The 26,717-nt window shown below is 43.4% G+C and carries 35 protein-coding genes; 22 read left to right on the top strand and 13 right to left on the bottom strand.

The window, feature by feature from the left end; genetic code table 11:
• Positions 1 to 273: 273 nt before the first annotated feature.
• The 6 genes from FPL27_RS06255 to FPL27_RS06230 all read right to left on the bottom strand — a co-directional run bounded on the left by FPL27_RS06255 (position 274) and on the right by FPL27_RS06230 (position 7,326).
• Complete coding sequence (locus FPL27_RS06255; RefSeq protein WP_143960273.1) at positions 274 to 2,631, bottom strand: ABC transporter permease; 2,358 nt, start codon at positions 2,629 to 2,631, stop codon at positions 274 to 276.
• Between the two features lie 244 nt (positions 2,632 to 2,875).
• Positions 2,876 to 3,475, bottom strand: a complete 600-nt coding sequence (locus FPL27_RS06250) for an HD domain-containing protein (protein WP_143960272.1) — start codon at positions 3,473 to 3,475, stop codon at positions 2,876 to 2,878.
• A 1-nt stretch (position 3,476) separates the two neighbouring features.
• Positions 3,477 to 4,364, bottom strand: coding sequence for a YitT family protein (locus tag FPL27_RS06245; protein WP_143960271.1), 888 nt, complete (start codon positions 4,362 to 4,364; stop codon positions 3,477 to 3,479).
• 105 nt (positions 4,365 to 4,469) lie between these two features.
• Entirely contained in the window at positions 4,470 to 5,510 is a 1,041-nt protein-coding gene (locus tag FPL27_RS06240) for an adenylate/guanylate cyclase domain-containing response regulator (protein ID WP_143960270.1), read from the bottom strand.
• A 14-nt stretch (positions 5,511 to 5,524) separates the two neighbouring features.
• Positions 5,525 to 5,899, bottom strand: a complete 375-nt coding sequence (locus FPL27_RS06235) for a response regulator (protein WP_143960269.1) — start codon at positions 5,897 to 5,899, stop codon at positions 5,525 to 5,527.
• Positions 5,896 to 7,326 carry a sensor histidine kinase gene (locus FPL27_RS06230; RefSeq protein WP_143960268.1) on the bottom strand — a complete coding sequence of 477 codons (1,431 nt, stop codon included), beginning with the start codon at positions 7,324 to 7,326 and terminating at the stop codon, positions 5,896 to 5,898. Before FPL27_RS06230 ends, FPL27_RS06235 begins: the two co-directional genes overlap by 4 nt.
• A gap of 450 nt (positions 7,327 to 7,776) precedes the next feature.
• On the opposite strand from FPL27_RS06230, the gene FPL27_RS06225 reads away from it, so the two are divergent.
• On the top strand, positions 7,777 to 9,384 hold the full coding sequence (locus FPL27_RS06225) for a DUF3471 domain-containing protein (RefSeq protein ID WP_143960267.1): 1,608 nt from the start codon (positions 7,777 to 7,779) through the stop codon (positions 9,382 to 9,384).
• A gap of 307 nt (positions 9,385 to 9,691) precedes the next feature.
• On the opposite strand, the gene FPL27_RS06220 is transcribed toward FPL27_RS06225, so the two are convergent.
• Together FPL27_RS06220 and FPL27_RS06215 are read right to left on the bottom strand one after the other, a co-directional pair.
• Positions 9,692 to 10,885 (bottom strand): DUF4221 family protein, encoded by a 1,194-nt coding sequence (locus FPL27_RS06220; RefSeq protein WP_143960266.1) that lies wholly within the window; start codon positions 10,883 to 10,885, stop codon positions 9,692 to 9,694.
• A gap of 290 nt (positions 10,886 to 11,175) precedes the next feature.
• A complete protein-coding gene (locus tag FPL27_RS06215) occupies positions 11,176 to 11,682 on the bottom strand; it encodes a helix-turn-helix domain-containing protein (protein WP_143960265.1) in 507 nt (168 codons plus the stop codon).
• A gap of 65 nt (positions 11,683 to 11,747) precedes the next feature.
• On the opposite strand from FPL27_RS06215, the gene FPL27_RS06210 reads away from it, so the two are divergent.
• From FPL27_RS06210 to FPL27_RS06110, 21 genes are all read left to right on the top strand, one after another.
• Entirely contained in the window at positions 11,748 to 11,981 is a 234-nt protein-coding gene (locus FPL27_RS06210; protein WP_143960264.1) for a hypothetical protein, read from the top strand.
• 68 nt (positions 11,982 to 12,049) lie between these two features.
• A complete protein-coding gene (locus FPL27_RS06205; protein ID WP_143960263.1) occupies positions 12,050 to 14,068 on the top strand; it encodes a Mu transposase C-terminal domain-containing protein in 2,019 nt (672 codons plus the stop codon).
• Positions 14,069 to 14,131: 63 nt separating this feature from the next.
• Positions 14,132 to 14,992 carry an ATP-binding protein gene (locus FPL27_RS06200; protein ID WP_143960262.1) on the top strand — a complete coding sequence of 287 codons (861 nt, stop codon included), beginning with the start codon at positions 14,132 to 14,134 and terminating at the stop codon, positions 14,990 to 14,992.
• A gap of 2 nt (positions 14,993 to 14,994) precedes the next feature.
• Positions 14,995 to 15,243 carry a hypothetical protein gene (locus FPL27_RS06195; protein ID WP_143960261.1) on the top strand — a complete coding sequence of 83 codons (249 nt, stop codon included), beginning with the start codon at positions 14,995 to 14,997 and terminating at the stop codon, positions 15,241 to 15,243.
• Positions 15,227 to 15,631 carry a hypothetical protein gene (locus FPL27_RS06190; protein WP_143960260.1) on the top strand — a complete coding sequence of 135 codons (405 nt, stop codon included), beginning with the start codon at positions 15,227 to 15,229 and terminating at the stop codon, positions 15,629 to 15,631. The genes FPL27_RS06195 and FPL27_RS06190 overlap by 17 nt, the downstream gene beginning before the upstream one ends.
• Positions 15,628 to 15,918 carry a hypothetical protein gene (locus FPL27_RS06185; RefSeq protein WP_143960259.1) on the top strand — a complete coding sequence of 97 codons (291 nt, stop codon included), beginning with the start codon at positions 15,628 to 15,630 and terminating at the stop codon, positions 15,916 to 15,918. Before FPL27_RS06190 ends, FPL27_RS06185 begins: the two co-directional genes overlap by 4 nt.
• Complete coding sequence (locus FPL27_RS06180) at positions 15,899 to 16,219, top strand: hypothetical protein (RefSeq protein WP_143960258.1); 321 nt, start codon at positions 15,899 to 15,901, stop codon at positions 16,217 to 16,219. The genes FPL27_RS06185 and FPL27_RS06180 overlap by 20 nt, the downstream gene beginning before the upstream one ends.
• Before the next feature lies 1 nt (position 16,220).
• Entirely contained in the window at positions 16,221 to 16,436 is a 216-nt protein-coding gene (locus FPL27_RS06175) for a hypothetical protein (protein WP_143960257.1), read from the top strand.
• A gap of 155 nt (positions 16,437 to 16,591) precedes the next feature.
• A complete protein-coding gene (locus tag FPL27_RS06170; RefSeq protein ID WP_143960256.1) occupies positions 16,592 to 17,215 on the top strand; it encodes a DUF3164 family protein in 624 nt (207 codons plus the stop codon).
• Positions 17,212 to 17,631 carry a hypothetical protein gene (locus FPL27_RS06165; RefSeq protein ID WP_143960255.1) on the top strand — a complete coding sequence of 140 codons (420 nt, stop codon included), beginning with the start codon at positions 17,212 to 17,214 and terminating at the stop codon, positions 17,629 to 17,631. Before FPL27_RS06170 ends, FPL27_RS06165 begins: the two co-directional genes overlap by 4 nt.
• A 103-nt stretch (positions 17,632 to 17,734) precedes the next feature.
• Positions 17,735 to 18,556 (top strand): P-loop NTPase family protein, encoded by an 822-nt coding sequence (locus FPL27_RS06160; protein ID WP_143960254.1) that lies wholly within the window; start codon positions 17,735 to 17,737, stop codon positions 18,554 to 18,556.
• A 5-nt stretch (positions 18,557 to 18,561) separates the two neighbouring features.
• Positions 18,562 to 18,993 (top strand): glutathione S-transferase family protein, encoded by a 432-nt coding sequence (locus FPL27_RS06155; protein ID WP_143960253.1) that lies wholly within the window; start codon positions 18,562 to 18,564, stop codon positions 18,991 to 18,993.
• A gap of 144 nt (positions 18,994 to 19,137) precedes the next feature.
• Positions 19,138 to 19,470: a hypothetical protein gene (locus tag FPL27_RS06150; RefSeq protein WP_143960252.1), complete on the top strand. Its 333-nt coding sequence runs from the start codon at positions 19,138 to 19,140 to the stop codon at positions 19,468 to 19,470.
• Positions 19,467 to 19,679 carry a hypothetical protein gene (locus tag FPL27_RS06145; RefSeq protein ID WP_143960251.1) on the top strand — a complete coding sequence of 71 codons (213 nt, stop codon included), beginning with the start codon at positions 19,467 to 19,469 and terminating at the stop codon, positions 19,677 to 19,679. The genes FPL27_RS06150 and FPL27_RS06145 overlap by 4 nt, the downstream gene beginning before the upstream one ends.
• Before the next feature lies 1 nt (position 19,680).
• Positions 19,681 to 20,061, top strand: coding sequence for a hypothetical protein (locus tag FPL27_RS06140; protein ID WP_143960250.1), 381 nt, complete (start codon positions 19,681 to 19,683; stop codon positions 20,059 to 20,061).
• A gap of 1 nt (position 20,062) precedes the next feature.
• Complete coding sequence (locus tag FPL27_RS06135; RefSeq protein ID WP_143960249.1) at positions 20,063 to 20,368, top strand: hypothetical protein; 306 nt, start codon at positions 20,063 to 20,065, stop codon at positions 20,366 to 20,368.
• A 1-nt stretch (position 20,369) separates the two neighbouring features.
• On the top strand, positions 20,370 to 20,780 hold the full coding sequence (locus FPL27_RS06130) for an ASCH domain-containing protein (RefSeq protein WP_143960248.1): 411 nt from the start codon (positions 20,370 to 20,372) through the stop codon (positions 20,778 to 20,780).
• A gap of 7 nt (positions 20,781 to 20,787) precedes the next feature.
• Positions 20,788 to 21,084 carry a hypothetical protein gene (locus tag FPL27_RS06125; RefSeq protein ID WP_143960247.1) on the top strand — a complete coding sequence of 99 codons (297 nt, stop codon included), beginning with the start codon at positions 20,788 to 20,790 and terminating at the stop codon, positions 21,082 to 21,084.
• Positions 21,081 to 21,356, top strand: coding sequence for a hypothetical protein (locus FPL27_RS06120; RefSeq protein ID WP_143960246.1), 276 nt, complete (start codon positions 21,081 to 21,083; stop codon positions 21,354 to 21,356). Before FPL27_RS06125 ends, FPL27_RS06120 begins: the two co-directional genes overlap by 4 nt.
• Before the next feature lie 28 nt (positions 21,357 to 21,384).
• Positions 21,385 to 21,726 carry a hypothetical protein gene (locus FPL27_RS06115; protein ID WP_143960245.1) on the top strand — a complete coding sequence of 114 codons (342 nt, stop codon included), beginning with the start codon at positions 21,385 to 21,387 and terminating at the stop codon, positions 21,724 to 21,726.
• 123 nt (positions 21,727 to 21,849) lie between these two features.
• Complete coding sequence (locus tag FPL27_RS06110) at positions 21,850 to 22,179, top strand: hypothetical protein (protein WP_143960244.1); 330 nt, start codon at positions 21,850 to 21,852, stop codon at positions 22,177 to 22,179.
• A gap of 37 nt (positions 22,180 to 22,216) precedes the next feature.
• Here the strand turns inward: FPL27_RS06110 and FPL27_RS06105 are convergent, their stop codons facing one another.
• Genes FPL27_RS06105 through FPL27_RS06085 form a run of 5 tightly spaced genes read right to left on the bottom strand, consistent with a single transcriptional unit; the run spans position 22,217 to position 26,716 of the window.
• On the bottom strand, positions 22,217 to 22,720 hold the full coding sequence (locus tag FPL27_RS06105; RefSeq protein WP_143960243.1) for a hypothetical protein: 504 nt from the start codon (positions 22,718 to 22,720) through the stop codon (positions 22,217 to 22,219).
• Positions 22,721 to 22,749: 29 nt separating this feature from the next.
• Positions 22,750 to 23,190 (bottom strand): hypothetical protein, encoded by a 441-nt coding sequence (locus FPL27_RS06100; protein WP_143960242.1) that lies wholly within the window; start codon positions 23,188 to 23,190, stop codon positions 22,750 to 22,752.
• A gap of 1 nt (position 23,191) precedes the next feature.
• Positions 23,192 to 23,674 (bottom strand): phage virion morphogenesis protein, encoded by a 483-nt coding sequence (locus FPL27_RS06095; RefSeq protein WP_143960241.1) that lies wholly within the window; start codon positions 23,672 to 23,674, stop codon positions 23,192 to 23,194.
• Entirely contained in the window at positions 23,671 to 26,283 is a 2,613-nt protein-coding gene (locus tag FPL27_RS06090; RefSeq protein ID WP_143960240.1) for a phage portal protein family protein, read from the bottom strand. Before FPL27_RS06090 ends, FPL27_RS06095 begins: the two co-directional genes overlap by 4 nt.
• Before the next feature lie 22 nt (positions 26,284 to 26,305).
• Positions 26,306 to 26,716 (bottom strand): phage protein Gp36 family protein, encoded by a 411-nt coding sequence (locus FPL27_RS06085; RefSeq protein WP_143960239.1) that lies wholly within the window; start codon positions 26,714 to 26,716, stop codon positions 26,306 to 26,308.
• Between the last annotated feature and the right edge of the window lies 1 nt (position 26,717).

The following is a 26,717-nucleotide window of genomic DNA, read 5'->3' as shown; positions in this document are numbered from 1 at the left end:
GCTCCCTTCCAAAACCAAAAGTGGAGCTACCAGACCTCCAGCACCAAATATTTCTATGCCACCGGCTTCAACATGGCCAGGCTCTTGGACAGAATGGGCGTAGAATACAAAGAGCGGCTGTTTCTGGAGGGAGGTCTTTCCTTAGAGGATTTATTGAAGGAAGCCAAGTAATAACTGAAGTTATCAAAACAATAGCCAGCATCTTGGGCAGTAGCAAGAACATTGTTCTACTTTTTGATTAAAGGCTTTACCATCAATCCTGAGTCACTTGGATTATTCATCCTTCAATATTTTAGCAGGATTGATCAATGCTGTTTTAATGGCCTGCGAACTGACGGTCAAAAAGGCTATAAGCAAAGCCAACACTGACGTCCAAAGGAATATTTTCCAGTCAATGGATGTCCGGTAAGCAAAACTTCGCAGCCAGGAATCCATGACATACCAAGCCACGGGAATTCCCAGCACCACCGCTATCAGGACCAATTTTGTAAACTCTGAGGAAATCAGCCTAACCAAACCGGGCACTGACGCACCCAATACTTTCCTGACTGATATTTCCTTCCTCCTTTGTTCGGCGATGAAAGCTGCCAACCCGAAAAGTCCCAAACAAGAAATGACGATGGCCAAACCCGTGAATATCCCCATCAATTTGGATGTACGCTGTTGGTTGGTGAATTTTCTTGCGTGTATTTGGTCAACAAACTCATATTCAAATGGAGCATCTGGATTGAATTTATTGAATACCTCAGCAAGATTCATCATTGTACTCTGATTGTCATTTCCCTCTTTTAGCCTGATATGTATAAAATTCAGATTCCTCTTTGGTCCAAAAACCACAATAGGCTGCACCTCGTCAAAGGGGGAATCCATGATAAAATCTTTGACAACGCCTACTACCGTAAAATTGAAATCCCCATCTTGAATCACTTGACCTAAAGGTTCTTCAAAGCCCATAATTTCCAGTGCTTTCTCGTTAAGAATCACAGCATTGCTGTCACCGGGATAGGTATACACATCTATATCTCTTCCCGCAATCAACTCCATCCCTGCCGTCTCTACCAAATTGGCGTCAGAACCCATTCTGGAAATACTTTTATTGTTTTCCTCGTTTTTTCCTTGCCATATCATTCCTCCTGTATCACTGTAAATATTTGTCAGTGGAGAAAAAGTATAAGTTACAGCCGCTACCTCAGGCATAGCAAGTAGCTCCTCCCGGAAAGCCAATTTGCTTTTTCGGATGGGTTCTGTGACCGGATGAAAAATCAGGTTTTCTTTATCAAGTCCTAAGTCTCTGTTTTGGACAAAATTCATCTGATCTCTGACTATCCATACACTGGAAATCAAAATGGCCACAATGGCAAATTGAAAAACTACGAGTGCCTGCCTCGGGTTAATCCAATATTTATGGTTGTTAAGCTTGGTTTTGAAAACAATGGAGGGGCTGAATGAGCTTAACAAAAAAGCGGGATAGCTCCCGGCCAAAACGCCTATTACAAAAATACAAACAATACTCAACAGCCAGAAATAAGTATGTTCAAAAGGGTTTTGAAGGTGCTTACCGATGAGGTCTTGGAACCATGGCAATGATAAGGAAACAATCAGTATAGCAACTCCAAATGCAAACAAGGTTATCAGAATCGACTCTACCAAAAACTGACTGATCAACATTGCACGGCCTGCCCCTGTCACTTTTCTCACACCTACTTCTTTAGCCCTGTTTTGACTTTGGGCTGTACTTAAGTTGATAAAATTGATACAGGCTATCAGCAAAACGATGACCGCTAAAATACCGAATAGGCGAATCAATTCTATCTTTCCGCCTACAGACTGCCCATTTTCAAATTTTGAATGCAAGTGCAGGTCAGCCATAGGAAACAGGAAGTCGCTGGTACTGCTTGCATCCATGTGCATAGCTGTAAATCCGGAGAATTTTTCATTAAAGGTTTCCAAGTCCGTCCCTTTCTGGAGTAAGACAAAAGTCCGGAAAGAATTGCTATCCCAGTTGGGACTTGCCCATCCCATATCTTCCAGTTTTCTGAAAGGAAGAAAAAATCTGAATTTAAAATCAGTATTTTCCGGCAAATCCTTGATGATGGCTTTGACCATGAAGTCCAGCCTTTTTTCTACAAGAACCATTTTCCCCATGGCATCCTCATCGGGAAACAATTTCTTGGCAACTGTCTCAGTAAGAATGATCGAATTGGGATCCTCCAAAGCAGAAACCGGATCACCTTCAAGCACTTCAAAAGGAAAAATCTTAAAAAATCCCGGATCAACAAATGAGCTTTCTTCATAGAAACTGTTTGTTCCAACGGTAAGCAACTGTGCATCCCATTCTGTAATTCTTGTTGTTTCTTCTACTTCAGGGAATTTCTCCTTTAATGCAGGGCTATATGGTGCAGGGGTATAATCCCAAGTAAAGATTTCACCTTGCATTTCAGCGTTCCTCCAAACCGCATAAATCCTATCCGAATGCTCATAAAACCGGTCTACGCTGAGCTCAAACTGCACCCAAACCATTATCAAAATAGAAGCGGCAATCCCGATTCCCAAACCTCCGATATTGATAAATGCATATCCCTTGCTTCTGATGATGTTTCTCCAGGCGATTTTAAGGTAGTTTTTCCACATATTTTTCCCTTAATAAAAATTGCTGTTTTGTTGAATCCCAATGAGTAGACGATCTTCTTTCCCATTCCCGTGCCACCCCTATAATGGCTATAAAGACGCTGAGTACATGGTTTGAAAGGCCATTCATCCATAAAACCGCTCATTTTTGTCCGTAAGCGAACAAATTGTTTCTATGGATATTAATTCCTTAATTAAATTTAAGGAATTTAGATGGGTAAGGAGTATGTGAAAATGAATACCCAAGTCATTGACCAGCTGTTAGCTCAGCCAGTTTGACTTTCAGCTTCTGCAGGTTTTCCTGTTTCTTTTGCTCACGGTTCGCGATACAGAAATGGGTGTGGTAGGAATGTCTTTCCAAAAAGTCTATTTGTATTTTAAGCCAGTCCACCCCATTCAGAGCAGGATCAAAATGCTTCATTTCCTGATACAGTCTTCTGCTTTTTTCATCAAATTGATCAGTGCCTAGGTACTCCAGATCAGCATCGGCCACAACCCTCTCCAAAATGGTCATAGGCGCTTGGGGAATTTTTGTGCCCATTATCATTCCGCAGACTTTTTCTACTTGATCCTTTGAAAAACCAAAGCCAGGAAGTTCTTCCCTTACCATAGCACATCCTATTTCCTCATGGTTTTCAGCTTGAACCAGAAAACCGGCATCGTGATATAGCGCTGCGGTTTGGATAAGCTTTAAATCCAACGGATCAATATCTTCATTTTCCGCAATTAGCAAGCAGCTATGCAGTACATCAAGGGTATGGGCTACATTATGATAACAGAGAAAGTCAGGTAGATCCCGTTCGAGCTTTGGTATCAATTGGCTGTAAACAAAATTAAAATCAACCATTTTAATGCTGCTCTGTTTTTCTTTTGATCAGTCCCCCCTTTACTTCCTTGATACTTTGGATATAAAAAAATGCTTCAGCATCTATTTCGTTAACTGCCTCTTTGATTCGATGGATCTCCAAGCGGGTGACGATGGTCATGATGATGTCACACTCGTATTTCAAATGAAAATTCTCAGGCAGATAGCCTCTTTCTCCTTTGTACACCGAGATAGCTTTCCCAAAATTATTGACTATAAGGTCTTTAATCGGCTCGTGTTCCTTGGATATGATGGTCAAGGCAGTATACTCTTCAAAACCATCAACCACATAATCCGAAGTTTTCATGGCCGTGAAATATACTAGGATAGAATACATGGCGGTCTCTATACCGAATTTAAAAGCGGCACCCAAGATGATGATCGTGTTTAAGGCCAATATTATTTCCCCCGAAGTAAAACCGGATTTTTTCTTGGTGTAATACCCTATGACTTCCAGCCCGTCTATTACCCCTCCACCTCTTATCACAAACCCTATCCCCATCCCAATAAAAAAACCACCAAAGACGGCAATCAAAACTTTATCTGTTGTGAAAATAGGGATTTCAATAAAATACATTCCGGCTGCCAACATCAATACTGCTATCAGTGCCTTCAGACTGAAGGTCTGCCCAATTTTGCTATAGCCGATAATCAGGAAAGGAAGGTTGAATACTATTAAAAGAATACTGATATGAACGTCTGCAAACCCTTTTACCAATATTGAGATACCGGTAATTCCCCCATCCAGAAAATTATTGGGCACCATAAAGCCCTGAAGACCCACCACTGCAAAAGAAACCCCAATAAGCGTAAAGGCTATGGATTTAAGTGAAAAAACAGACTTCCAATTTATTTTTTTCAAATCACTCATTAACTTTATATTTAAACCCCTGCCTCAGAGGGACAGTCCCCTTATTCGTCTTCGGTCTTCAGTCTCCCGTCTCCGGTCTTCGGTCTTCGGTCTTCGGTCTCCCCCCTACTCCAAAACCTCATAGACCACTACCGGATCCTTCTTGTTCTTCAACTTCAACACATTGGATTCCTTACATTTGAAAGATTCCTTTACCTTTTGGTAGTTAGCTTCGGTAATGAGTATTTGATTTTTATCCGCCGCTGCCTGTAACCTGGCTGCCACATTAACAATATCCCCTATGACCGTAAAGTCAAATCTTTTGAGGGTTGTAGAGCCAATATTACCTGACACCATTTCCCCTGAATTGATGCCTATGGACACTTGGGGTTTGAAATCTGCTTTTCCTTTGAATCCCGGCAGCCCATCCAGGGTTTGTCGTATGGCCAAGCAGCTGTCTATCGCCCGATCCAAATGATAATCACCCGTAAAAACAGCCATGATCGCATCGCCTATAAACTTATCTACTATTCCACCTTCCTTGATAATTTCCTGCACCATGACGTCAAAGTAGCAGTTTAACAGTTCTACTACCTTATCCGGGGACTCATTTTCGCTGATGGAGGTAAAGCTACAGATATCTATAAAAGCCACTGTTCCTTCTACGCTTTCATTCACAAACATGGCCTTTTCTATCTCCACTCCCCCCATGAAGTTTAGGACGGTCTCGTCCACATACATCTTGAGGATATTGTTTTCCTTGACGGCTTTAAGGGTTTCCCTTATCATCAATACATGTTTCAGCGTCCTATCAATGGTAAGCTCCAGATCCGCAAAATTCACAGGCTTAGTCACAAAATCAAAAGCACCTCTGTTCATAGCCAATCGGATGTTGTCCATATCACCGTAAGCGGATACGATAACCGATTTTAAAAGAGAGTTCTGCTCATTGAGTTTGGAGAGCAAGGTCAGCCCGTCCATTTCGGGCATATTGATGTCACTCAGGACCAAGTCCACATCCTTATGGTCCTTCAGCTGCTCCAAGGCATGCCTGCCATTGATGGCGAAAATAAACTCATATTCACTTTGGCGGATTTTCTGTCTGAATTTCTGTTTGATTAATATTTCTAAATCCTCCTCGTCATCTACCACTAAAATCTTAGCCATATATTTATCTTTTCTTATTGCAGTAAATTATTGATCTCCTTTTTAAGGGAATCAAAATCTATGGGTTTGGTAAAAAAGCCCGTTGCCCCTGAATCCATAGCCTTGTCATGGTTTTCCTGGTCACCATAGGCTGAAATCATGCTTACTTTAAGGTCTGGAAAGCGCGCTTTAACTTCATCCAATAACTCCAAGCCACTCATGCCGGGCATATTGATATCCGAAAACATATACATCACGCTTGGTGGATTACTTTCTTCAAGAATCTCCAAAGCTTCCCGGCCCGAAAAAGCAAAGACAAGTTCCAGGTTACCACTCTTGATTTCTTTTCTGAACTTTTGCCTAAAAAGCATCTCTACATCCTTTTCATCGTCGACTATCAGTATTTTCATATTAAGGCTTCTGTTTTGTCATAAGGTAAAGTAATGGTAAAAACCGTTCCCCGGCAACCTTCCATCAGTTCGGTTTCCCCATGAAGGTGCTCTGTGGAGTCATGGTTGCCTACTTCCAGATCACCCCCATGTGCCTTTATGATGTCATAACTCAGCGATAAGCCAAGTCCTGTTCCTTCTCCAGTAGGTTTGGTGGTGAAAAATGGCTGGAAGATTTTTGCCTTGATGGAGTCAGGTATTCCCATTCCATTATCCCCTATTGTGATCACCACATTACCCTTTCCCTGATTAGAGTATAGGGCTGTGGAAAGTACCACGGTGGGCATATACCCCTCTATTCCCTTTTCCCTGAGGTTTTTGGCATGTTGATTTACGGCATAAAAAGCATTGTTGAAAAGATTAAGAAAGACCCTACCGATATCTTGGGGAACAATGTTAATACGAGCAAGATCCGGTTCCAATTCTACCTTAAAATTAGCGTTGAAGGATTTGTCCTTGGCACGTAGGCCATGGTATGAAAGCCTGAGGTACTCCTCTGCAAGAGCGTTAATGTCCGTGAGGGATTTTTGCTCAGAATTGTTGCGGCTATGCATCAGCATCCCCTTGACTATAGCATCGGCACGTTTGCCATGGTGGTTTATTTTTTCAAGGTTTAGCTTAATATCTTCTACCAAAGCCTTTACCTCCTCGATATCCCCCTTCTGGAGTTCCTCGGACATTTCGTCCAGAAGCTCACTGCTTACTTCGGAAAAGTTATTGACAAAATTGAGGGGGTTCTGGATTTCATGTGCTATTCCTGCAGTAAGCTCTCCCAGGGAAGCCATTTTCTCAGCATGGATCAGCTGGGCCTGGGTGGATTTAAGTTCTTCAAGAGTTTTTTCCAGTTCTTCCTTTTGCTTGGTGAGTGCTGAGGTCCGTTCCCCTACCTGTTTCTCCAGCATAATCTTCATCTGCTCAGTGGCCTTAAACTCCTGCTCTCTTGCCAAGGATTTAATCTTTTCCCTTTCCAAGGCTTTCCGCTGCTTGTTATTGTTGATCCACATGGCTATGCCCCATGCAAAAGCACAGAATATGGCCAGAAGAAAATAATCATCCCATCGGTTATAAAAACGTGGAAAAAAGTATTCAACCACTTCAATAGCTAAAGATAATATCAAAAGGGGCAGCCAGGCGAACACTAACTGTCTGCCTTTGTCCAATTCTTTATACCGAAGAATCCCATAAATTACAGCACCTACCAGAAAGATGGAGAGGACCTTTCCTAGTACATCCCCTAGCAAGGTGGAAATATCCAGAATCCCTACAATTATGGAGGCAATCAGCCCCCACTTCAGCGGTTTCTTCCATCTAAGCGGAACCTCATAAGTCAAAGTAGATCTCCTGAGGTAGGAAAAAAGAATGATGGCAATAATAATCTCTACATTCATTATTAATGGATAGGAAGGAAAATCAGTCCTAAAGCCCAATATTCAATAGAAGGTGAGCCATTAGCACCATTGAGGATAATAATTTAATTTTTTCTATCGATAAATTTGCATGAAATTAACAGATAAAGCAATAGTAAAAGCCAAAGAATAGGTATTTTACCGCTAATTAGTCAAAATCTGTTTGCAATTCAGCCTCCCGACTGGTCTGCGAATTAAAAATCTGTGTTCATCTGGACTACCTGCAGCCAGAGTTCCCGACAACAGGCAAATGATGGTTAGCGTAAAATGGTATTTAATCCATCTGTCTACCCTTTTTAAACAAAATCCTCATTTTTTGTAACATTTCCTCAATCGGTTCATCAATAGGGTAAGTAAATATTTTTAAAGACAATATTAAAGGGGAAATCAGTTCCACTCTATTTTCATTACTACTATTTTAAAGCCATATCGATGAATAAATTTAACTCTTTTCAAAATCTGCTATTTCTCATTATTGGGCTGTTTTTAGTTTCACCAAAAATTGCTTCTGCATGTACCATTGCCAGTGGAGTGGGCGCTGATGGCCATGTATGGAATGCCAATAATGAAGATGGCCCAAAAGGTGTGGCCACGTTTATCAATGTTTTTCCTAAATCAGCACAAACCAATTATGGATATTACACGCTTTCTCATTTCTCTCCTAAAAATGGGGAAGGTGGAAATATACAAGGGGGTATGAACGAGGCGGGATTAACTTTTGATTTTAATTCCATTGATCAGGTTCAGGGTTTTAATCTTAAAAACAAAAAAGCTTTCCCTCAGGGGGATGGAGCTATTCTACCTCATATCCTTGCTAGCATGAGTTCTTTGCAGGAAGTAATGGATTTTTTTGAAACGTACTGGTTTCAAAATGGCTTTCAAAGTGCCCAAATGCATGTGGCAGACAGGCAGGGCAGGTTCGCAATAATAAGTGCTTCAGGCATGAAATTGGCGGAAAAGGGTCAACCTTTAGTTTCGACAAACTTTGATATATGTGGAAAAGAAGATGGTTCTACTTGCTGGAGGTATCCTATTGCCATGGAAAAGATAAGCACCTTGGACCTAGAACTTTCAACAATGGAAAGTATCATTCGGGAAACAAGTCATGAGGGTACCATGTACTCCAACATTCAAAACTTAAGTACAGGGGAAATTTGGTTTTACGCTAATCCATATAAAAATTCTGTCAAAATTAACCTAAGTGAGTTGCTGGCCAAAGGTCAAAAATCTTATGCTTTTGATGATTTGCAATCACTTGTGGAAGAGCGACCCGTATATGAGTGGGTAAAACCTAATCCGGTTTCATTACCCAAGAGTATATTAGACCAATATGTAGGAAATTATATTACCTATACGGATTTCAATATAGCCGTTAGAGAAAATGAAGGAGGTATTGTTTTGTCTTTTGAGGGTGAAGAAATTCCACCCATGCTTGCTCAGTCAGAGACAGAGTTTTTTCAGGAAAGTGGAGATTTTAGGGTGAAGTTTGAGCTGAATAAAATGGATTATAAAATGGTCATGACATTCTATGAAGATGAATTCTGGTCCTTTCAGGCCACTAAAGACTTGACTTCAGAGATGCTGGAAAAAATCATCTCAGAAGAACCTGATTCAGCTAGGGCTCATTATGCTTTGGGTGATGTGCAGCAGAAATCAGGAAATCTAAAAGCCGCCCTAGCATCTTACCAGCGCTGTATTGAATTGGATCCAGATGACCATAATGCGGTAAGAAATCTACAATGGATAAAAGAAAGCCTTGAAATCAGTGAAAACCCAATTACTGTTCCTTCCTCAGTCCTTACTAGTTATGAAGGCCAATACGAGGTCAGAAAGATTACATTCCGTGATGGAAAACTATACTATCAAAGAGAAGGGAATGAGGAAAACCTTCTGATACCTTTATCCCAAGACACTTTTGCCCTTGAAAAATCAGACACCTTTAGGCTTCGCTTCTTACAAGAAAACGATGGGACCATCCGAAAAATAATCGGTATATATATCGACGGGAAAACAGACGAATCTCTCCGAAATGATTTTTAATTGTAACCACAAAGCAAAAACATAGATATTGCAAGCCCCTGATTTTTTTCCGATCCGGCATATCGGTCTTACATACAATTCAGCCAGTACAGCATCCAAAACTAAAAGTGGAGCTACCAGACCTCCAGCACCAAGTATTTCTACGTCACCGGCTTCAACATGGCATGGCTCCTGGACAGAATGGGTATAGGATACAAAGAACGGCTGTTCCGGGAAGGGGGGCTTTCTTTGAAGGAACGAGGTAAAGAAACCCTAAAAAACCTGCCAGGTTTAAATCAAGGCTTGCGATAATCCTGCCAGATTTATATCACCCCTTAATCCTTAGCTTGTAAAAAACATTATAGTCCCTTTCTGTTTCAGGGCTTAGGTTGTCGTTGAAATAGATATAGCCTTCTTCATCAGCAAAATCCAAGGTCCCATGTACCGGCACCTCGTCCAGCGTTCCTATTTGTTGGCCGTCTTTGACCACCAGGAAATACGGCTTGATATACTTTTTGCGTGCCTCCCTGTATTCGGGGGAATTGGCATATTGCTCACCTGCCTGCGCCTTGATCTCCCTGGTGATATCCGCCGGTACCTGGGTGAAGAACTGGACGAGGATGTAATCGCCTGCATACCTCAGGTCAGAGAAATTCGGGTAATCCGATATCCGGCCTTCTTCCTCAGGGGATACAGTGGGGGCTTCGGATGGCCGGTGGGGGTGGCTCAGCTCCACCACACTTTTTTGGCTGGGTGTTTCTCCTGCAAAATCATAGAGAAACAGCTGATTGCCCACCCGGGGCAAAACCGCCATCTCGTTTTTCCTTTTGCTAAAGTCCATCAGCGGAGCACTTTCACCCACAAACCTGTTGCTTGCCCTCGGCTCCCAATCCTCCGGATAGGTTTCCAACAGTTGGTTTTCCTCCGTCTCCAAATTGTAGGCATAAAGGATCCTGGCCTGTCGGTAGAAGTCTGCCCCTGATTTCCGGAAACTGATCTCACCGGGGTTGTAGGAATTGGGTTCCTCCCCCACCATCATGGCCTGACCGCCTTTCATGAAGGGATGGAATGTCGTCCTGTTCTTGTACAGTTTGATATGGTATAGCCCCTCAGCATTGAAGGGAACAGCCTTCTCCTTTTCCCCTTTGAGGTTATAAATATGGTAATGGTTGTAAAACCCTTGGGCCACAAACCTGTCCTTGCCCAGGAATTTATACCCCAAAGCGCCACCGGCCCCTACCCCATTGGGCCCGTCTTCGGCGATGTCAAAGGCACGGACGATTCGCCCGCCTTCATCCACGAGCATAGGCAGGCGGTTTTTATCGCCCTTCAACAAAAACAGCCCTTCCTCAGGGAGATGATCGTCCAAAATTAAGGGCTCCAACATATCCACCACCAGGGAATCCACTACTTCAAGCTGCAGGGAATGCTGCCGGTCCACCTGCCCCTCACCCGAGCAGGACACGCCTATCACCATAACAGTCAATGCCAGGAAGGCAGAAAATCTTTGTCTATTTTTCATCTAAAAAGGAAATTTATGGTATGTATGATTACACCCCTTAGTGTATAAATGTAAGGGGGGTAAAACAAGATGTACCAATATAGATGTGCGAAATCTGTTTAAACAGGCTGGAAACGGCCATTTGTAAAAAACCAGATGTACCGGACGCTTGAATTTGCTTGAATCATGATTGAATTTTTTAAAAGTCTTTTTAAATAGGTTTAAAAATTGTTTGAATTCCTTTTCTGCTTAGGAGGCTAAAAGCGGGACAATGGAGGTTAATAGCCCCTTAATCCGCTTATATACTACTTTTAGCCTGCCCGGCGGTTTCCCCGCCCCTCCCTTTCTTCCAGCTTCGAACGTAGGAGGCTATTGACTTCTTTTAAGGTGTCAATGGTCTCCTTTTGCTGTTCTATGACCCGCTCCTTTTCATGGCATAATGCGCACTTTTCGGGAGTTGGGTGTAGGGTTGGGTGTAGTTTTTCAGCCTGTTTTGGGTGTAGTTTTTCCTTTGGGGGCTTAGGGGTATATGCAGTTTCAGTATCAGCAACGATTTCATATCCTCCCGAGGGACGGGGGGTATATTCATTTTTTATGCCACTTTTTAGCATTTCCCCCTGACCCGTTATTAGCCATTCCGCATTAAGTACTTTATAAAAATTAAGTATCTTACTTAAGAAGTCATAGCTCGGTTTATTCTTGCCATTTTTTGCATTGGAAATCACAGCCTCGGACGTGCCAATATCCTTCGCCATCTTGTATGGCGTGATTTGGAGGTGTTCAAGCACCTTTTCGAGCCGTGAAGAAAAATCTTCCATTTACTTAATAGATATTTGGTACTTAATTTTTCTTTAGTATATTTGAACCGTAAAGCACAAACATTATGACCAAAGATAAAAATAAAAAAACAAGACGTACCAAAAAAAGCTACAGGTTTTCCGCTCAGGAAGTGGCAGAGTTGGTGGGATGCTCGGTGAGCTATGTGAAGAAGTTGCGTGCGGGGGTAGTAGCAAAAGACAGCCCAATGGCGCAAAAGGTACTGACAGTGGATCAGGTGGCTGATGATAGCAACAGCTTGCTTTTAAATAAACTAAAAGGAATCATCAAAAACAAATAGTAAAAATTTCCCGCTGGCAGTCGCCGAGGTTCGAGGCCCCGGGGGGAACCATCTAAGTTTTTAAATTTATGGAGTACCATTTCAGTAAACTTTGCCTTGAGTATGATGAGTTAGTTCCCTCTGTTTTCAATAGAGATAACTTCTACTATCATAAGGATAAAGGAAACATTACCGTCCATGGCATTGGGGGTAATGGCAGGAAAGTACTCATTGAATTTGAATCTTTGCCCATCAAGTACAGGCGAATGGTAAGGGAGCTGTATGGCGACCCTTATGTATATGCCTCCCGCCAGCCCATCCTTAACAGTCTGGAATGGGATTTCAAAGCCCAGCGGTTTTACACTGATTACATCCTTCCCAATGGGGATAAGCTCCCAGCCACAGATAAAGACCTTAAGGGTAAGCCACAAATCAATTACGTCCACCGATATACAGAGGCGGCGACTTGGCTCAACATGCTAGGCAGGCTTACCCAGGATAAAAAGGCTCTGAAAAGGGAGCTCAATATTTCGGTAATGGAATTCTGGCAACAGGCCTCTGAAATGATTAAGCTGAAAAACGTCAAGCTTCCAGCCGACAAAGAAGGTAAAAGGCTTAAAACAGCCCTCAAAAAGTATCAAGAAGGGGGCTATGAGCAATTGATTAACCTTCACAAGTTTGGCAACTCCTATACCAAAAAGGTGGATGAGGACTTTTTGAAAGCTCTTTTAAAGCAAAGAAACCGACATGATGATACCGTGATAGCCGATGCCTATAATGATTGGGCAAGGGAAAACGGTAAGGATGATATTACACCGGGTACAGTGGGGTACTGGCGGAAAAAGTGGAAAAATTACCTCCTATTATTCCAAGAAGGTGAGGGTAAGGTCAGGGCTAAAATCAAAAAGAAGATATCCAGAGAGAGAGCCAGTGCCCCTTTACTATTCATCAACTCCGATGATAACGTGTGGGACGTATATTTCTACAAGCCGGAAACCACCATTGTCCGCAATGGAAAGACAAGGGTAATACCCGAAAACAAGTGGTTTAAGCTTACCCTATACGTGGTCTATGACACCTACAATGATATGCCTTTGGGCTATGCCGCTGGCCATACGGTAACCATCCAGCTCATTAAGGATGCCTATAGGGATGCCGCCAGATATGTGAAGAAAATGACCGGGAATCAGTACATGTGGCAACAGATACAAACTGACCGCTGGGCATTGGATAACAAACAGGAAAACGAATTGGGCCAGTTCTACAAGTCTATGGCCAAGAGTACCCCGGCAGAGCTTAAAAACCCATACTCCAAGTATGTGGAAGGTTCTTTTGGCACAACTTGGCATCAGGTACTTAAGAAAATGTTCCCTAAGAACTATGCAGGGCATAACATTAAGGCAAAGGAAAACCTCAACCCAGACACCCTTTCTACCAAGAATTTCCCTCATATAGAGGAGGCTCCATATCTACTTGCCTCTTTTATACAGGCTCTCCGCAATACCAAGCGCAAAGGATGCGACATGACTAGAGAACAGGAGTGGCTAACTGCACTCATGGCAAGCAAAAAGAGCCAAGAACGCATTTTCAACGAAGAAATGTACCTATCCACCTTTGGGGTAAAGCACATCGAAAAGAACACCATTACGGATAAGGGTATTGTCCCTACCCTAATGGGCCAAAAGCGCCAATACGAATTGAGCCAAGGGCAAATCCTACAGCATATCGGTAAGAAAATGCAGGTGATATATGACCCCTCAGACCTAAGCAAGGTACTGGTAACGGACGGGAAAACCACCCGCTTTGTCGCGGAGGAGTTCAGAAGAACACCAGCCGCACTGGCTGACTATGAAGAGGGTGATGCGGCCAGAATACGGGCATTGCAACAGGAGGGTAACACCCTAATACCATTTATCAGGGAGTGGGCCGGAGACGTGGAAGGCAGGCTTCTGGCGGATGCCGAAGCCAGGCTACAGGCTGGGGTAATGACGAAATCGGTAACCCATTTAGACCAAAAGCTAGTAACGGCAATGGGCAACGGGGCGGGTAAACTTACCCAACCCAACGAGGATGATGAAGACGAATTTAACGCTTGGGACTTAGTATAAATCAATAAAAAATGGCGGCACCCGTGCGAGGGGCAACCGCCTTAATCTTAACTAAAAATGAATATGAGTACAAATCAAACACTTTCGACTGACAGAAAACAGCAAATCGCTGAGGATTTACGCAACTACGTGCAAAATGTGGCTGGCGGATCGGCTAACAAGGCTTCCAAACAGCTTACAAAAGTAAGCGGGGCTTACATTTCCCATATGCTAAATGGCAAATGGGATGCCATCAGTGATGAGGCTTGGAGGAATGTGGCCATTCAGGTAATGGTAAAAGACTGGGTAGCCGTGGAAACCCGCTCAAGCAAGGGGCTGAATGTCTTTTTTGAGGATGCCCGGCTACATGCCAACGTATTTGGAATAATAGCCGAGGCGGGTACGGGTAAGACCTTTACCGGGGAGCTTTTTACGGCAAAGGAAAATGTCTTTATGGTGAAGTGCAACGAGTGGTACAATAGGAAAACTTTCCTATCCGAGCTACTTAGGGTGATGGGTAAGGACTCGGGAGGCTACACGGTAGCGGACATGATGCACCATATAATCACGAGCATCCAGCGGGCGGAAAACCCCATTATCATCCTTGATGAGGCTGACAAGCTGAGTGATCAGGTACTGTATTTTTTCATCACGCTGTACAACATGCTAGAGGGCAAATGCGGGATAGTACTGATGGCAACCGACCACCTAGAGAAGCGGATAGAGAAGGGCTTAAGACTCAACCGCAAGGGGTATAAGGAGATTTACAGCCGTCTTGGACGGAAATTCATTCCTATTCCAAAGCCTAACGACAAGGATATTACCGCCATTTGCTTGGCTAACGGGGTGCAGGATGCCCTTACAGTAAAGCGCATCATCAATGAGTCTGAGGGTGATTTGAGGAGGGTAAAGAGATTGGTACACGCAGAAAAGAACAGGGGGTAATCATGTACAGACGCAAAGAATATATAATCATAAACCACGCCTTTACTTGGGATTGGAAAGCACAGCCAGACTGGCAAGGCATTGAGGATGCGATAACGGATATTATGGACAAAGGATATAAGCCCTCCTTTCATGATATGGAAACGGGTGGTGATGACCACGGTCTGTTAATCACCTCAGTACAGAATATTTCTACAGAGAAAGCAATGGAACTTTTTAACGATACCCTAAACGATGAAAACGCAGACTAAGAAAATCACCCACATAGAAAAGGTACGCAGGGAGAATGCCACTGTAAAAATGCAGGTGCAAAACGCCCTGAACTGGGATGATATGCAGTATGCCCAGTATCAGGAGGAAATGGGCTATCAATATCTCAAAGCCGAATATGGGGAAGATCTTCCCATCGTGCGCGAGGTAGTGTATCATAAGGAGTTTTGGAGCTGGTGGAAAATGCACTGGCTGAAGCGTGACAGGCTCTTTTTGGAGGTAGCCTATAGCATGGGGCTGGATGACAGGTTGCAGACCTACACGGCCCTGCACGATGCCAATGACGTGGGGTTTCGCCCCCACTCGGTAATCTTGGAGCGGACATACAGTACTATGATGCACCGCATAATAAAGGAGGTGATGCGATGAAAGAAAAGGTATTGATAGCGGTATGTCTGGAATATGACATCAAGGAAAGCGAACTATTAGGCTTCACAAAGAAAAAGCCATTTTCTGAGGCTAGGCAGATGTTTTATCTATTCCTTTCTAAAGAATATAGGCATTGGGAGATAGCAGATTTCACCCGGCGTGACAGGTCTAATGTGACCAAACAAATAAGCCAAATCCGCCAACATGTAAAAATCTATAAGGAAGTATCTCAGCGGTACCAGAATATCAAAAATCACTTAGAGAAATATGAACTTCAAACTAAATAGAACCCAGCTGGAAGGCATCCATTACCTACTCACGGCGGCACTCAGAATGCACCAGCCTACCAATATGGCTGATAGCCTTTTGACAGAACTGGTGGACGGGGTAAATGACCGCATCAGGGCCAAGATAAAGAAAGCCGAATTCAACAACAAAACGGGATTCAGCCTGAAGCTCAACAGCAAGGAGGCCAAAGCCCTGTATTGCTGGTTCAACCAGATAGAGCAATCAATGGGCGAACATTACCAGTATGAATGCATCATCACCCGGCAGATTGTAAACGATATCGACAAGGAATATGCCTAACATGGGAAAATCAGAAGAATCAAAAAGCAGTCAGGCTATCACTTTTGTCAGAACGAGAGATGAAGCGGAGGCACAAATGAAGCTAGGAAAGTCCTTTGAGGCTACAAGCAATGTAACGCCTTTCAATAGGAAAATGCTTCAATTCTATATGGGTAAGTATAATTATAAAAAAACAAAAATTAGACGTGGAATTGACTACTACGAGCCTATCAAATAACCGGGAATTAACAAAACAGACCCCGGAGGAGGTACTAGCCGAAATCGAAAAAACCGAGGACTGGCTACGCAACCGCCCAAACGCCGATTGGCAGACTAGGTTTGACATGATCAGCAGATTAGCAGAATTAAACAATCATTTAGACAAATACCAAGATGAACATCACAAAACAAAAATCCAGCGATAAGCTGTGGAAAGACGAAGCGGGGACCAGCATCCCTTATGACAGAACTACCAAGTTTGAAAGAGCCGCTGAAGTAAGCCTATTTAAACTGGCTACAGAGGCCTCAAAGCTACACTATGGGCTAACATCCTTCAAGGAGAATTTTATAGCCGAGGCGGAGCGTTTATACGAGCTATTTGTGAAAGAAAATGGTCAGTTAGGCAAGGGGAAAGGCTCCGCAACCTTTTACAACTTCGACAGGAGTATTAAGATAATGGTAAAGGTGAACTCTATTATTGTATTCGACGAGAACACTATCCAGCTGGCTAAAGACAAGCTGGACGAATTTTTAAGAGTTGGGCTTGATGGGGCTAAAGATTATATGAAGCCGCTAGTTATGGATGCTTTCAACAGGCAAAACGGAAAGCTTGATACAAAGAAAGTGCTTGGTCTAAGGAGATATACCAGCAGGATAAACCAGCCACTTTACACGGAAGCAATGGGGCTTATTGATAAGGCTATCAGGAGACCGGGCACAAGGGAGTATTACCAAGTATGGGTAAGGAATGAGCGGGGTGAGTATGAGGATATACAGCTAAACTTTGCTTCGATATGACTGAATTAACACACCTTCAGAAGGCCATTAAACTCATCAAGGATGAGAGGAAAAGGCAAATTGAGGTAAAGGGCTTCACCCCGGAACATGACGACAATTGGAACAATCCTCAGGACTTAATATTGGCGGCGGCAACTTATCAGATGGAACCCGAGCATAGGACTGAATATCCTTTTAGCTGGCCTTGGCACATTAAAAGTTGGAAACCCACTGCCAAACAAGGCATTCAAGGCCGAATAAGGGAGTTGGTAAAAGCGGGGGCTCTATACATCGCGGCTAAGGAGACATTGGAAAGAAGGGGTATAGAACACCCATTAAAACAAGCCTGCTGTAAAAGAGTAGACGGTGTGGCTGAAATGATTGCGGAGCTAATGAGAAAGGAACATGAAGCAGTGTTGCCCAAATCAGAAGCCTAAGGAAGTAGAGAATTACGACTCCTGTACGAGGGGGAGAATAGACGTGGTGAAGTGCGGGAGTTGTGGTTCTATTTTGAAACAAAAAATTGTGAGATAAGACCAAATGAAAGTACTTGGAGTAAAGCAGTTTCACCAGATGCGATTTAAGTTCCTGCCCATCGGTGATACAAAGTTTGCAGGGACACTGGGTAAAATACCATATAATTTCAGTGCAGTGATTTACGGGTTTTCGGGCAACGGTAAGACAGAGTTTTGCATGCAGATGGCTAAGATGCTTTGCCAGTTTGGCAAGGTAGCATGGCTCTCCTACGAACAGCGCCACGGCTCCGACTTGCAGGAAGCTACCAAGCGGAACCGGATGGATGAGGAAAGCGGGGTATTCTACCCCATAGACCCCATAGAAGGCACAGAGGGGGTAGGTCTATTAGAAGACCTGGACAACTACCTCAAAAAGCGTAACAGTCCCGATTTCATCTTTATAGACAGTATAGACTATACGGGTTTCAGCTGGGCCGATTACACCTACCTCAAAAACAGGTACGGGCAAAAGAAGGCCTTTATTTTCATTTCCCATTCCAATAAGAACGGGGCATTGAAAAAGGAAATCAGTTCGAAAATCCTGTTTGATGGCGGTATGGGAATATTTGTCAGCAAGTATATTGCCCATCCCGAGAAAAACCGCTTTGGGGGATTTGAGCCTTACCTAGTGTGGGAAGAAAGGGCAAGGGAGTTGAATCCCGCCTTTTTCGCCAAGCGGGTAACGGAAGGAACCCCCAAGAAAGGCAAGGGGGCAAAGGGTAAAAAGCCAGACCAACAGGCGGGGCTTTTTGAAAATTCCGACTCCGAAAGGGAGGGGGAAAGCATCAAAATCCACTCTGAAAAGGGGGGGGTAGCGTCAAAAGTTTTACTAGAAACAGAGGGGTAAAGCACATGGAAAAATATGTTTTGACCAGTTCCAGTTTTTCTGGAAACGTTGTTTTTGGCTACGTGGGCGGGTTTTTGGCCTACTTCCACAACAACGCTTCGATGAATCAGGAGCAAATCAAATGGATACTTACTCACTTGCCGCTCAGTTTGAAAAATCTGGAAGAAATCAGAAGCAAAATAAAAGGCAAACTGGAGATGATTCCACCCGACCTTTCCTTTGATGCCTTCTGGGAAGCTTACGGAAAGAAGGTAAACCGCAAGCGCTGTGAGCCGCTGTATAAGAAGCTTACCGATGCTGAAAAAATAACCTGCCTCATGAGCATTCCAGCTTACAACAGCTACCTCAAACGGATGGGCAACCGTGCCAAACTAGACCCGGAAAATTATTTGAAAAAAGAGGCTTTCCAGAATCCATGGAGCCAAATAACAAGCTAGAAATTATGGAAAGGTATTCAATCAAATTTGATAAGGGAAGTAATTCATATGATGTTTTTTTTGGAGGATTTTCCCCTATGTATTGCGGGACATTTGCCACTAAAAAAGAAGCTAAACTTCACATTAAAAGACAAAAAAATGATTATGGAAAACAAAACAATTAGAAAAACAATTAAAGCCGCCTCTAAAGCACATGCCAAAAAGCAATTAGGTGAAGACCAACTTAAAAACAAAGCCGCAGTAAAAGCTATTTCGGAGGATTTTGAAGCTGGTGTTAAGTGGGTAGAAGAGGAGTTTACGATTCTGCCATGGGTGCAAAATGATTTTTTAATCATACCCCTTGAAAAGTATGAGTCTCTAATGAAGGCTGTAAAGGGAATCAGAAATTCAATGAATGTGCATCCTGATTGCGTACCTGATTCGGAGTTTGAGGGGATGGTATCAAGGGTGGATGAAATTCTAGAAAAACTACCATGAGACAAACAGTAAGTGAATTACTTGACGAAGAGGAGTTTGGAACAGTCCTGACCCTTTTGGACAGAGAAGAAAAGCGGTGCCTTCAGATAGGAAATAGAAAACTGACAGGTTACGGGTCTGCTGCCGAAATGGATAAAAGAGAGCAGTGGAAAGAAAAAGCAAAGTATATGAGAGCACTGGCAACAAAGATATCAGCTGAATTCTACTAATATGACAACCAATCAAATCAAGTTCGTAAGAGGTCTCCTTGCAAAAAAAGGATGGACTGACAATAAAGAGGAAATAGTAATGCAGTACACCAACGGGCGTACTACCCACCTCACTGACATGACCCACGCCGAGACCAATGCACTTATAGATTCTCTCATCGGCAAGTCGGATAAAGATGCCATGGTTGGAAAAATCCTAAGCATGGCGCATGAGATGGGCTGGGAGCTGTCGAGCGGCAAGGTAGATATGAGGCGGGTCAACGCTTGGTGTGAAAAGTACACCAAGCAGAAAAGGCCACTAGACAAAATCCCCTATGAGGATTTGCCAGCGGTGGTCACCACGTTTGAAAAGGTTTATTTGTCATTCTTAAAAGGTATTTAAAATGGTTTTTAAAATAGTTTATACAGGCGCTGCCTGGCTTAGGGTGAAAGATAAGCCTCAATGGTCTACTAAAATTGAAGCAGATACTGAGGAATTGGCTAAGGAAGATTTTATTAAATTTTACCCATGGGCAGGAATACTTTCCATAGAAAAAGATTATGAGCCATATGGCGATGAGTGGAAAAAGGAACTCATGAAGCTAAATAAAACGGCCTTGAGCCAGCTTACAGGAGTAGACCCCAGCCTGAAAAAGGCGGAAATGATAGAAGCTTTTAAAAGGAGAAAACAACTGGAAAAAGGGATTTGATATGTTGATAGGATTTAAAAAGAGGTTTAAAGAGCCGATTGAGAACGGTACTAAAATTTTTACCGTCAGAACTAGGAGGAAAATCACTCCTAAAATCGGGGAGACTATTCACATGTACACTGGGCTTAGGACAAAGAATTGTGAGAAAATTTCCAGTCAGGAAAAGTTGGTAAGCACTCAAGACGTGAGAATACTAATAAAGGACTGGGGTGGTAAATGGGGAATGGATATCCATGTAGATGGGCGGAGGTTGTCTGCAAAGGAGATTATTGATTTTACTATTTCAGATGGGTTCTTAGGCGTCCATGATTTTAAGAAGTACTGGATGGGAGATAAGCCTAAGGAGAAAAATGGAGTAAAAAGAGCGGGCGGCTCAATGGTTATTTATCACTGGACAAACTTTAGATTTTGATATGAAAATGAAAAAGAAATTTGTAAAAATCATCAATAGAATAGACTTGGCTTATAAGTGGCACTTTTGGAAGCTCAAGCAGGATGGCAATGAATATACATTGGAATCAAGGGCATGGCTCCATAATGTTAAGGATATAATTTTGTTACCTGTTTATATGATAATGGCTTTTTGTGCCGGGCTGATGGCTTTATTTGATGCGCCAGCCTATAAGCGTAAGTTGACTGTCAGACTTCCGGAGGAAATGACTGACCAAGCTGAAAAGGATTTTAAAAAGACCATCAAAACCCATTTACTGAGATGATGCACGAATTAATGACAATCTATACAGCCCTATCCTTTTTGGGATTCGGGTTTGTGGTCGGCGGGTCGGCGGGCCTATATTTCGGGCGTAAGTTTGCCGAGTGGCGGGTGATCGATCACGTAAATTCAAAGCCCTTTGATTATGCTTTTGAGATAGTGGACGATCTTTACCCCGAATCGGCGGAGATGATCATCAAGGTGCCGGAGCCTAAAGTTACACCGGATAGAAGACGGATATTGATGAAGCATTGGAGTTTCCACCGTAATAACTAAATTTGGCTACAATTTTAAACTTAGCACTATGAAAAGATTTATTGTTTTAGGCTTATTGCTGGTCTTGGTAGGTTGCGAAACTGAAAAGGGTTATGTGGTAACCGTTTTTGAAAATGACGGCAAAACGGAGAAAAGAAGAGAGTTCAAAGAGAAAAATGATAGCTTGGCTTATTTCAATGCGGCCTTATACTTTTACTCCATGGAAAAGACCCATAGGCAAATGGAGGAGGCTTTGGATAATGTTTGGACTACTAACTTTGAATCCTTTAAAGTAGTAAATACAGATGGATTTGAAATAGCTCCAAACTTATCAGAAGAAACTAGGGAGCAATTAGAAGTGAAAGCCCGGAACGCCATTTATAGAAATTGATTTTGATTTTTTACTTTTACTAAAGCCTCTCGAACATCGAGGGGCTTTTTTAGTTGCGTAACTTTTTCGCCACAATATGTGGAATATCCATATTTTTGGAACATTAGTTTTTGAGTTTTTTAAATGAGAGGTAAGAATGCGCTTTATGAGTCGATTATCACCAGCTCCCTGCCCGATGAGGTAGGTGAGAAGGGAAAGCGTAATGTTTACCTCGAACAAAGGGACGTGAAGCTAGCCCACCGATACTACTACCACGCCCAGCTTTGCCGCCTCCGATATGATGACTGCCTTTTGAACCTCAGCGAGGAATTTAGCCTAAGCCCGAATGTGATCATCCAGCGTCTAAACAAAAAGACCGACCTTATAAAATCCTTAGTGGCTGAAAACAAAACACCCGCAGAATTACGAAAACTCTACGGGTATTTTAATTGGGCGGTGATGAGTAGGAATTGAGTACGAAGTACGAGGTACAAAGTACGAAGTAAGCTAGCTACTTCTTAACAAGAAACAATCCTCTCATTTTATCACAGAATCCCTCAGAAGCATTAAAGCCGACATTAGCAATTGCAAATTCAATGAATTCCTTAAGGATGTCTGTTTTACTTTTAAACTGATATATTGGATTCAATTCGTCTATTAAGTCCTTGTCAAAATCTTTCATTTCCGATAAAATGAGATTTACATCAATATGGATTGACTGTCCTTTTTTCAAGCTTGTCAACTGACTGAATACCTTTTTTAATATTGGTTGTGACCCATATATAAACGGCAAGCTGATAACACTGTCTTGTTGAGGCTTTAGAGATTCTAAAGACTTAACTCCTTTTTTCCCAATCAAGATGGAGAATGTTTCCCCTACACTTTCCATTCTTTCATTGAAATGCTGCTCTTGAAAAAAAGTAGCATCACCGTGGATTTCAAATTCTTCTAGAACCGCCTCACGAAAATCCTTTAGAAATTCTTCAAGCTCTTGTTTGTTTTTTAAATGGGCCATGATTATAAGTGTTTGTGTAAAACAAATAACTACATCGCCGCCGAGAAATCCAAGAACCCACTACTAAACGGAATGGCCACTACCTTGTAATTGTCCCCTCTTCTTTCCTCCCTGAAGTTCTGGCGGCTGAATTTGTTGATGTTCTCATCATTCCAGCCTTGCAGTTTTTGATATACCTTTTCGCAAAGGTCGAAGTAGGCAAGGCTCTTGGCTCGCTCTGCCTCGGGTGTGACTGAGGATGTGTTGCCCGAAAAGTCAAAGCCCAGCCTAATCGTAACCAGAGCGGTGCATTGTTGCTTTTTGGCTCCCAAGTCCTCACACCTCGGCAACTGCATGCTGATAAGGGCACATGGGAAGTTTACATTTGGCCTTGTCTCGTAGCTATCCAGCTGGCCTTTGTCCAGGTCTATCCATCTCAGCTCAGGGATTTCCTGAAGCTTTGCCAATACTTTCTCATAGATAAATTGCATATCATTTTTGGTTAAATGCCATTTTCAGGCGGTTGATGATGTTATCGGTCAGCTCTTTGTTGATGCCCATAAACTGACGTTTAGGCATTGTGAAATCAATCTTACGGGCATGGCCTTTGACTTGGTGAGGTTTGCTCTTTTGGCTTTTGCGGTGGTGCGGTCGCACGTACTGCACGCCCCGCACCCTAAGGCCTTCATTGTGTACCCGGGCATAGCCTACCTTATTGCTCCCTGCTGATATAACCACCCGGTTAGGTTCTACTACCGATGGCCTTACCGAGCTAAAGAGATTGTTTGTACGCATCATAAGACTGCCCTTTTGTGGCTCCCTGTCTGGGGTTCCATAGGCTGGCCACGCCTGCCCGTCCCATTCCTTTTTGATAAACCGCTCTTTGTAGTACTCGGTAGCCGTCTCGGCAATGATGCCCGCCGCCTCATCCAGTCGGTTGTCAAAGTTGTCAAACCATAAATCTATCTTGCTCATTTTTTGACTACCAGCCCCCTTCTGGTTTTTTCGTCTGCGGTGCCAAAGTCCACGAGTCTAAGGTTGCCGCTTTCGTCAAGTCTGGTGTTTACCCGGATGATTTCATTTTTGAAGTACTTGAGATATACAAAGCTGTCGAAAGCGTCTCCCTGCTGGTTGTTAATCCATACCTCATCAGGATTATTTAGGATGCTATCCAGTTGCCCGGCATATAGATAGGCATCGGTATCGGCCAGCTTATCAAAAGCCTGTTTGGGCATGCTCAGTTCTCGGTTTCGATAGTCGTTTATCCTGAGCTGACCGCCCTCGATTTTGAATTTTCCCCACAGCTCATCCATGATAGCCCGCTCTGCTTTTTCGGCTTCCTTCTCGGCTTTGGCCTGCAAGTCTTTGGCTGGCTTCATGCCCCAGTTTTCGGCGGTCAGGTCTCCGGCTCTTTTTTCCACGGCCTTTGGTTTGTTGGAATAGCTTTGGGAGTTGTCAAATACCTCCATGGTGTCGGCGGCATTGCTACCAAAGCCCTGCTTTGCGGCTTTCTTCCATTCCTCATCCGTAGCCAAGTAATCCTCTACAAACTTGATATTGGCCTCAACCTCTGCCGGGTCTACTTCCCCTGCAAGCCTTGGCACGACATAGCACCTACAGCCCCACCCGTTAGGCGGAAATATCTTTTTCCATAGCGGGTGGTTGGCTGGCAATATGATGTCATGTAAGGAGCGATGGCTATCCCTTACCCTATCATCCCCTATGGTTTTGTATTGCCAGTATGGGAAAGTGTTTTGCTGTTCCAAAAGCCTGTAATAGGTACTGGCCGCCTCGGCTGTCTGGTAGGCGGTGTTGTACTCGGTAATGAGCCACTGGCGGTTGGTCACCCCAAAGGTTTTCTTTACCATGCGCTCAAATTCCCTAAAGTTTTTGGCCTGCCTAAAGAGCTTGTTTACCTCGGCTGATTGGTAGGCTCCTTTGACCGTGGAGAATTTGAACAGGTTCATTTCCCAAGCGGTATGCATCTTGGGGTCTGTGGTTCCATAGGCAATGCCCAAATCCATTAGCTTTACCAGCTCCTTGTTTTTCCAGCCCCTTTCAAATCCATCCAACAGCACTTGGATATTGTGCCAGACCAATTCAGGATAGAGCCAAGCCTTTCCCTCGGCCTTTTTGACCTTTTGGAAAAGCTTGGAATAATCAGGCTCGGCAGAAAGTGCCAGCTTAATGGTGTGGTGGTTGCCACAACAGTCCGTCATCGCCCCGGTCGTCATCACTCCCGGGGCTTTTGGAAAAAAACCGCTGACGAGTTTAAGGAATCTGGACATACTTTTTAGCTCCTCTTTTTTTGGCCCCTCCTCTGGCTCTTGTTTGGCTTTCGGTTTTTTATCGGGCTTTTGCTCGGTGTCTTCCGTCTCCTGTGTTTTGGGCCGTAGGATGTCAGATTTATTATCAGGTTTGGGGATGCCGTACGTGTCATAAAAGAAATCATAATTCATAGGCAGTCCCATTTCGTGAAGTCCTTTATGGATTTCAAAGCTCTCTTTCATAGTGAGCTCGTTATCTTCACCCTGAACTATGAAGTGCCCACCATGTACATCAAATCCATGGGCCCCAAGGATTTTAATGAAGCGGCTGTTTAGAATTCTTCTGGTAAAATTGATGTCAGATTCATTCTTACGCTCATCCTGTCCCTCGTGCGTTTTGGATTGGGCGTAACCGCTTGCACTGCTGGCCTCGGTGGTTTCCGTAGACCCAATAAGTCCTTTCGAGATCTCCTTGTTCATTTCACTCTTAAAGTTCTTTTGCAGGTCTCCATTGGCACTGGATGGATTGGCTATCAAGTTGATCTCGGTTCCCGCTGGCCTTACGATTGCGCCACCACTGCCAAGGGCCGCAATGGCATTAAGCAATTTTACCCGCTGGCTTTCATCGAAACCATCCCACACTGCATCTACAAGAGGGTCTCCGAAATTTTGAACAAATTGCGCCCAATCGCCTACGCTTCCTCTTTTTAGAATCTGGAAGGGAGCAACTTTAAGGTAAAGCCCTAGGTCATTTGGCTTGCCTACTTCCATCACTGTTTTGGCATAGATTCCCTCACGGATATTTATACCCTCATCGGTACTGTAGTCCTTGGCCACTACCCCAATTTCTGGGCGGTAATTTAACCTATTGATAAGGTTTGCCGCCATTTCCCATCTTCCATTAAAGTCTTTAAAAAATGTAGGTTCTAATATGGAGTAGCCCCAAAATTTGGAATTTATAATCTCCTGTAGCATTTCCTCAAAACCGACACTGTCTACTACTTCATTGATGGCATCAACGGGTTTACCATCCTTCCCTACAAACTGCCAGTTGGCCGTAGTGACAGCGTCACGTCTTTTTCCAGTGACGGCCTCGACATGTGGATCTAAGTCTACATCAGCGTAAAGGTCATATAGCAATATCCTGCGGGGAATTATACTCTCGGCTGATTTGTGAGCATTTCTCCAGCTCGGAACGTCTTGTTCACGCCTTCCGAAAGGACGGATGTCAATTTGTTGATTGACTATACTTATGGGCGCTCCTCCCGGGTTCTTTTTAACCTTTCTGGAGCTGGTTAAATCTTTGTTTCTTTGCATTTTTAAAAGCGTTTAAAAGGTTTTAATAGCTGGTCTCCCGTTTTGGCTTGGATTTAAAATGAAATAAAAAACCGTTACTCTCGGGGTTAGTAGCCGTGGGCCAATTGTAGGGTACGACTTTACCCGCTTGAATCTTTCCCAGCTCTTTAATAGCGTCATCAAACCTTTCCTTAGCAAGCTGAATATTGATGTTCGGATTGGCAATGGTGATGAAATGCCAAACAGCAAGGTCCTTCAGGTGCATCAATAGCATTTCATCTCTATCCTCCCCCTCGGTGGAGAAAAGGGCGTCAATGTCAAATCGGGAAAGGTAACCCTTGGCCTGCCCTTCGGCGGCTTGGATGGCCTTGTCTAGCTTAGCATCATCCTCCCGACTGATAGCCTGTATCAGCTCATCATATAGATGTGTATTGAAATCTTCTTTTAATAGCATA

This window comes from Litoribacter populi (assembly GCF_007483685.1).
Taxonomy (GTDB): Bacteria; Bacteroidota; Bacteroidia; order Cytophagales; family Cyclobacteriaceae; genus Litoribacter; species Litoribacter populi.
This window is presented reverse-complemented; position numbering and strand designations above follow the sequence as displayed.

Excerpts from the sequence above, each read along its gene's own strand:
- FPL27_RS06255 (WP_143960273.1), bottom strand. The coding sequence starts at position 2,631 with ATGTGGAAAAACTACCTTAAAATCGCCTGGAGAAACATCATCAGAAGC.
- FPL27_RS06250 (WP_143960272.1), bottom strand. The coding sequence starts at position 3,475 with ATGGTTGATTTTAATTTTGTTTACAGCCAATTGATACCAAAGCTCGAA.
- FPL27_RS06245 (WP_143960271.1), bottom strand. The coding sequence starts at position 4,364 with ATGAGTGATTTGAAAAAAATAAATTGGAAGTCTGTTTTTTCACTTAAA.
- FPL27_RS06240 (WP_143960270.1), bottom strand. The coding sequence starts at position 5,510 with ATGGCTAAGATTTTAGTGGTAGATGACGAGGAGGATTTAGAAATATTA.
- FPL27_RS06235 (WP_143960269.1), bottom strand. The coding sequence starts at position 5,899 with ATGAAAATACTGATAGTCGACGATGAAAAGGATGTAGAGATGCTTTTT.
- FPL27_RS06230 (WP_143960268.1), bottom strand. The coding sequence starts at position 7,326 with ATGAATGTAGAGATTATTATTGCCATCATTCTTTTTTCCTACCTCAGG.
- FPL27_RS06225 (WP_143960267.1), top strand. The coding sequence starts at position 7,777 with ATGAATAAATTTAACTCTTTTCAAAATCTGCTATTTCTCATTATTGGG.
- FPL27_RS06220 (WP_143960266.1), bottom strand. The coding sequence starts at position 10,885 with ATGAAAAATAGACAAAGATTTTCTGCCTTCCTGGCATTGACTGTTATG.
- FPL27_RS06215 (WP_143960265.1), bottom strand. The coding sequence starts at position 11,682 with ATGGAAGATTTTTCTTCACGGCTCGAAAAGGTGCTTGAACACCTCCAA.
- FPL27_RS06210 (WP_143960264.1), top strand. The coding sequence starts at position 11,748 with ATGACCAAAGATAAAAATAAAAAAACAAGACGTACCAAAAAAAGCTAC.
- FPL27_RS06205 (WP_143960263.1), top strand. The coding sequence starts at position 12,050 with ATGGAGTACCATTTCAGTAAACTTTGCCTTGAGTATGATGAGTTAGTT.
- FPL27_RS06200 (WP_143960262.1), top strand. The coding sequence starts at position 14,132 with ATGAGTACAAATCAAACACTTTCGACTGACAGAAAACAGCAAATCGCT.
- FPL27_RS06195 (WP_143960261.1), top strand. The coding sequence starts at position 14,995 with ATGTACAGACGCAAAGAATATATAATCATAAACCACGCCTTTACTTGG.
- FPL27_RS06190 (WP_143960260.1), top strand. The coding sequence starts at position 15,227 with ATGAAAACGCAGACTAAGAAAATCACCCACATAGAAAAGGTACGCAGG.
- FPL27_RS06185 (WP_143960259.1), top strand. The coding sequence starts at position 15,628 with ATGAAAGAAAAGGTATTGATAGCGGTATGTCTGGAATATGACATCAAG.
- FPL27_RS06180 (WP_143960258.1), top strand. The coding sequence starts at position 15,899 with ATGAACTTCAAACTAAATAGAACCCAGCTGGAAGGCATCCATTACCTA.
- FPL27_RS06175 (WP_143960257.1), top strand. The coding sequence starts at position 16,221 with ATGGGAAAATCAGAAGAATCAAAAAGCAGTCAGGCTATCACTTTTGTC.
- FPL27_RS06170 (WP_143960256.1), top strand. The coding sequence starts at position 16,592 with ATGAACATCACAAAACAAAAATCCAGCGATAAGCTGTGGAAAGACGAA.
- FPL27_RS06165 (WP_143960255.1), top strand. The coding sequence starts at position 17,212 with ATGACTGAATTAACACACCTTCAGAAGGCCATTAAACTCATCAAGGAT.
- FPL27_RS06160 (WP_143960254.1), top strand. The coding sequence starts at position 17,735 with ATGAAAGTACTTGGAGTAAAGCAGTTTCACCAGATGCGATTTAAGTTC.
- FPL27_RS06155 (WP_143960253.1), top strand. The coding sequence starts at position 18,562 with ATGGAAAAATATGTTTTGACCAGTTCCAGTTTTTCTGGAAACGTTGTT.
- FPL27_RS06150 (WP_143960252.1), top strand. The coding sequence starts at position 19,138 with ATGGAAAACAAAACAATTAGAAAAACAATTAAAGCCGCCTCTAAAGCA.
- FPL27_RS06145 (WP_143960251.1), top strand. The coding sequence starts at position 19,467 with ATGAGACAAACAGTAAGTGAATTACTTGACGAAGAGGAGTTTGGAACA.
- FPL27_RS06140 (WP_143960250.1), top strand. The coding sequence starts at position 19,681 with ATGACAACCAATCAAATCAAGTTCGTAAGAGGTCTCCTTGCAAAAAAA.
- FPL27_RS06135 (WP_143960249.1), top strand. The coding sequence starts at position 20,063 with ATGGTTTTTAAAATAGTTTATACAGGCGCTGCCTGGCTTAGGGTGAAA.
- FPL27_RS06130 (WP_143960248.1), top strand. The coding sequence starts at position 20,370 with ATGTTGATAGGATTTAAAAAGAGGTTTAAAGAGCCGATTGAGAACGGT.
- FPL27_RS06125 (WP_143960247.1), top strand. The coding sequence starts at position 20,788 with ATGAAAAAGAAATTTGTAAAAATCATCAATAGAATAGACTTGGCTTAT.
- FPL27_RS06120 (WP_143960246.1), top strand. The coding sequence starts at position 21,081 with ATGATGCACGAATTAATGACAATCTATACAGCCCTATCCTTTTTGGGA.
- FPL27_RS06115 (WP_143960245.1), top strand. The coding sequence starts at position 21,385 with ATGAAAAGATTTATTGTTTTAGGCTTATTGCTGGTCTTGGTAGGTTGC.
- FPL27_RS06110 (WP_143960244.1), top strand. The coding sequence starts at position 21,850 with ATGAGAGGTAAGAATGCGCTTTATGAGTCGATTATCACCAGCTCCCTG.
- FPL27_RS06105 (WP_143960243.1), bottom strand. The coding sequence starts at position 22,720 with ATGGCCCATTTAAAAAACAAACAAGAGCTTGAAGAATTTCTAAAGGAT.
- FPL27_RS06100 (WP_143960242.1), bottom strand. The coding sequence starts at position 23,190 with ATGCAATTTATCTATGAGAAAGTATTGGCAAAGCTTCAGGAAATCCCT.
- FPL27_RS06095 (WP_143960241.1), bottom strand. The coding sequence starts at position 23,674 with ATGAGCAAGATAGATTTATGGTTTGACAACTTTGACAACCGACTGGAT.
- FPL27_RS06090 (WP_143960240.1), bottom strand. The coding sequence starts at position 26,283 with ATGCAAAGAAACAAAGATTTAACCAGCTCCAGAAAGGTTAAAAAGAAC.
- FPL27_RS06085 (WP_143960239.1), bottom strand. The coding sequence starts at position 26,716 with ATGCTATTAAAAGAAGATTTCAATACACATCTATATGATGAGCTGATA.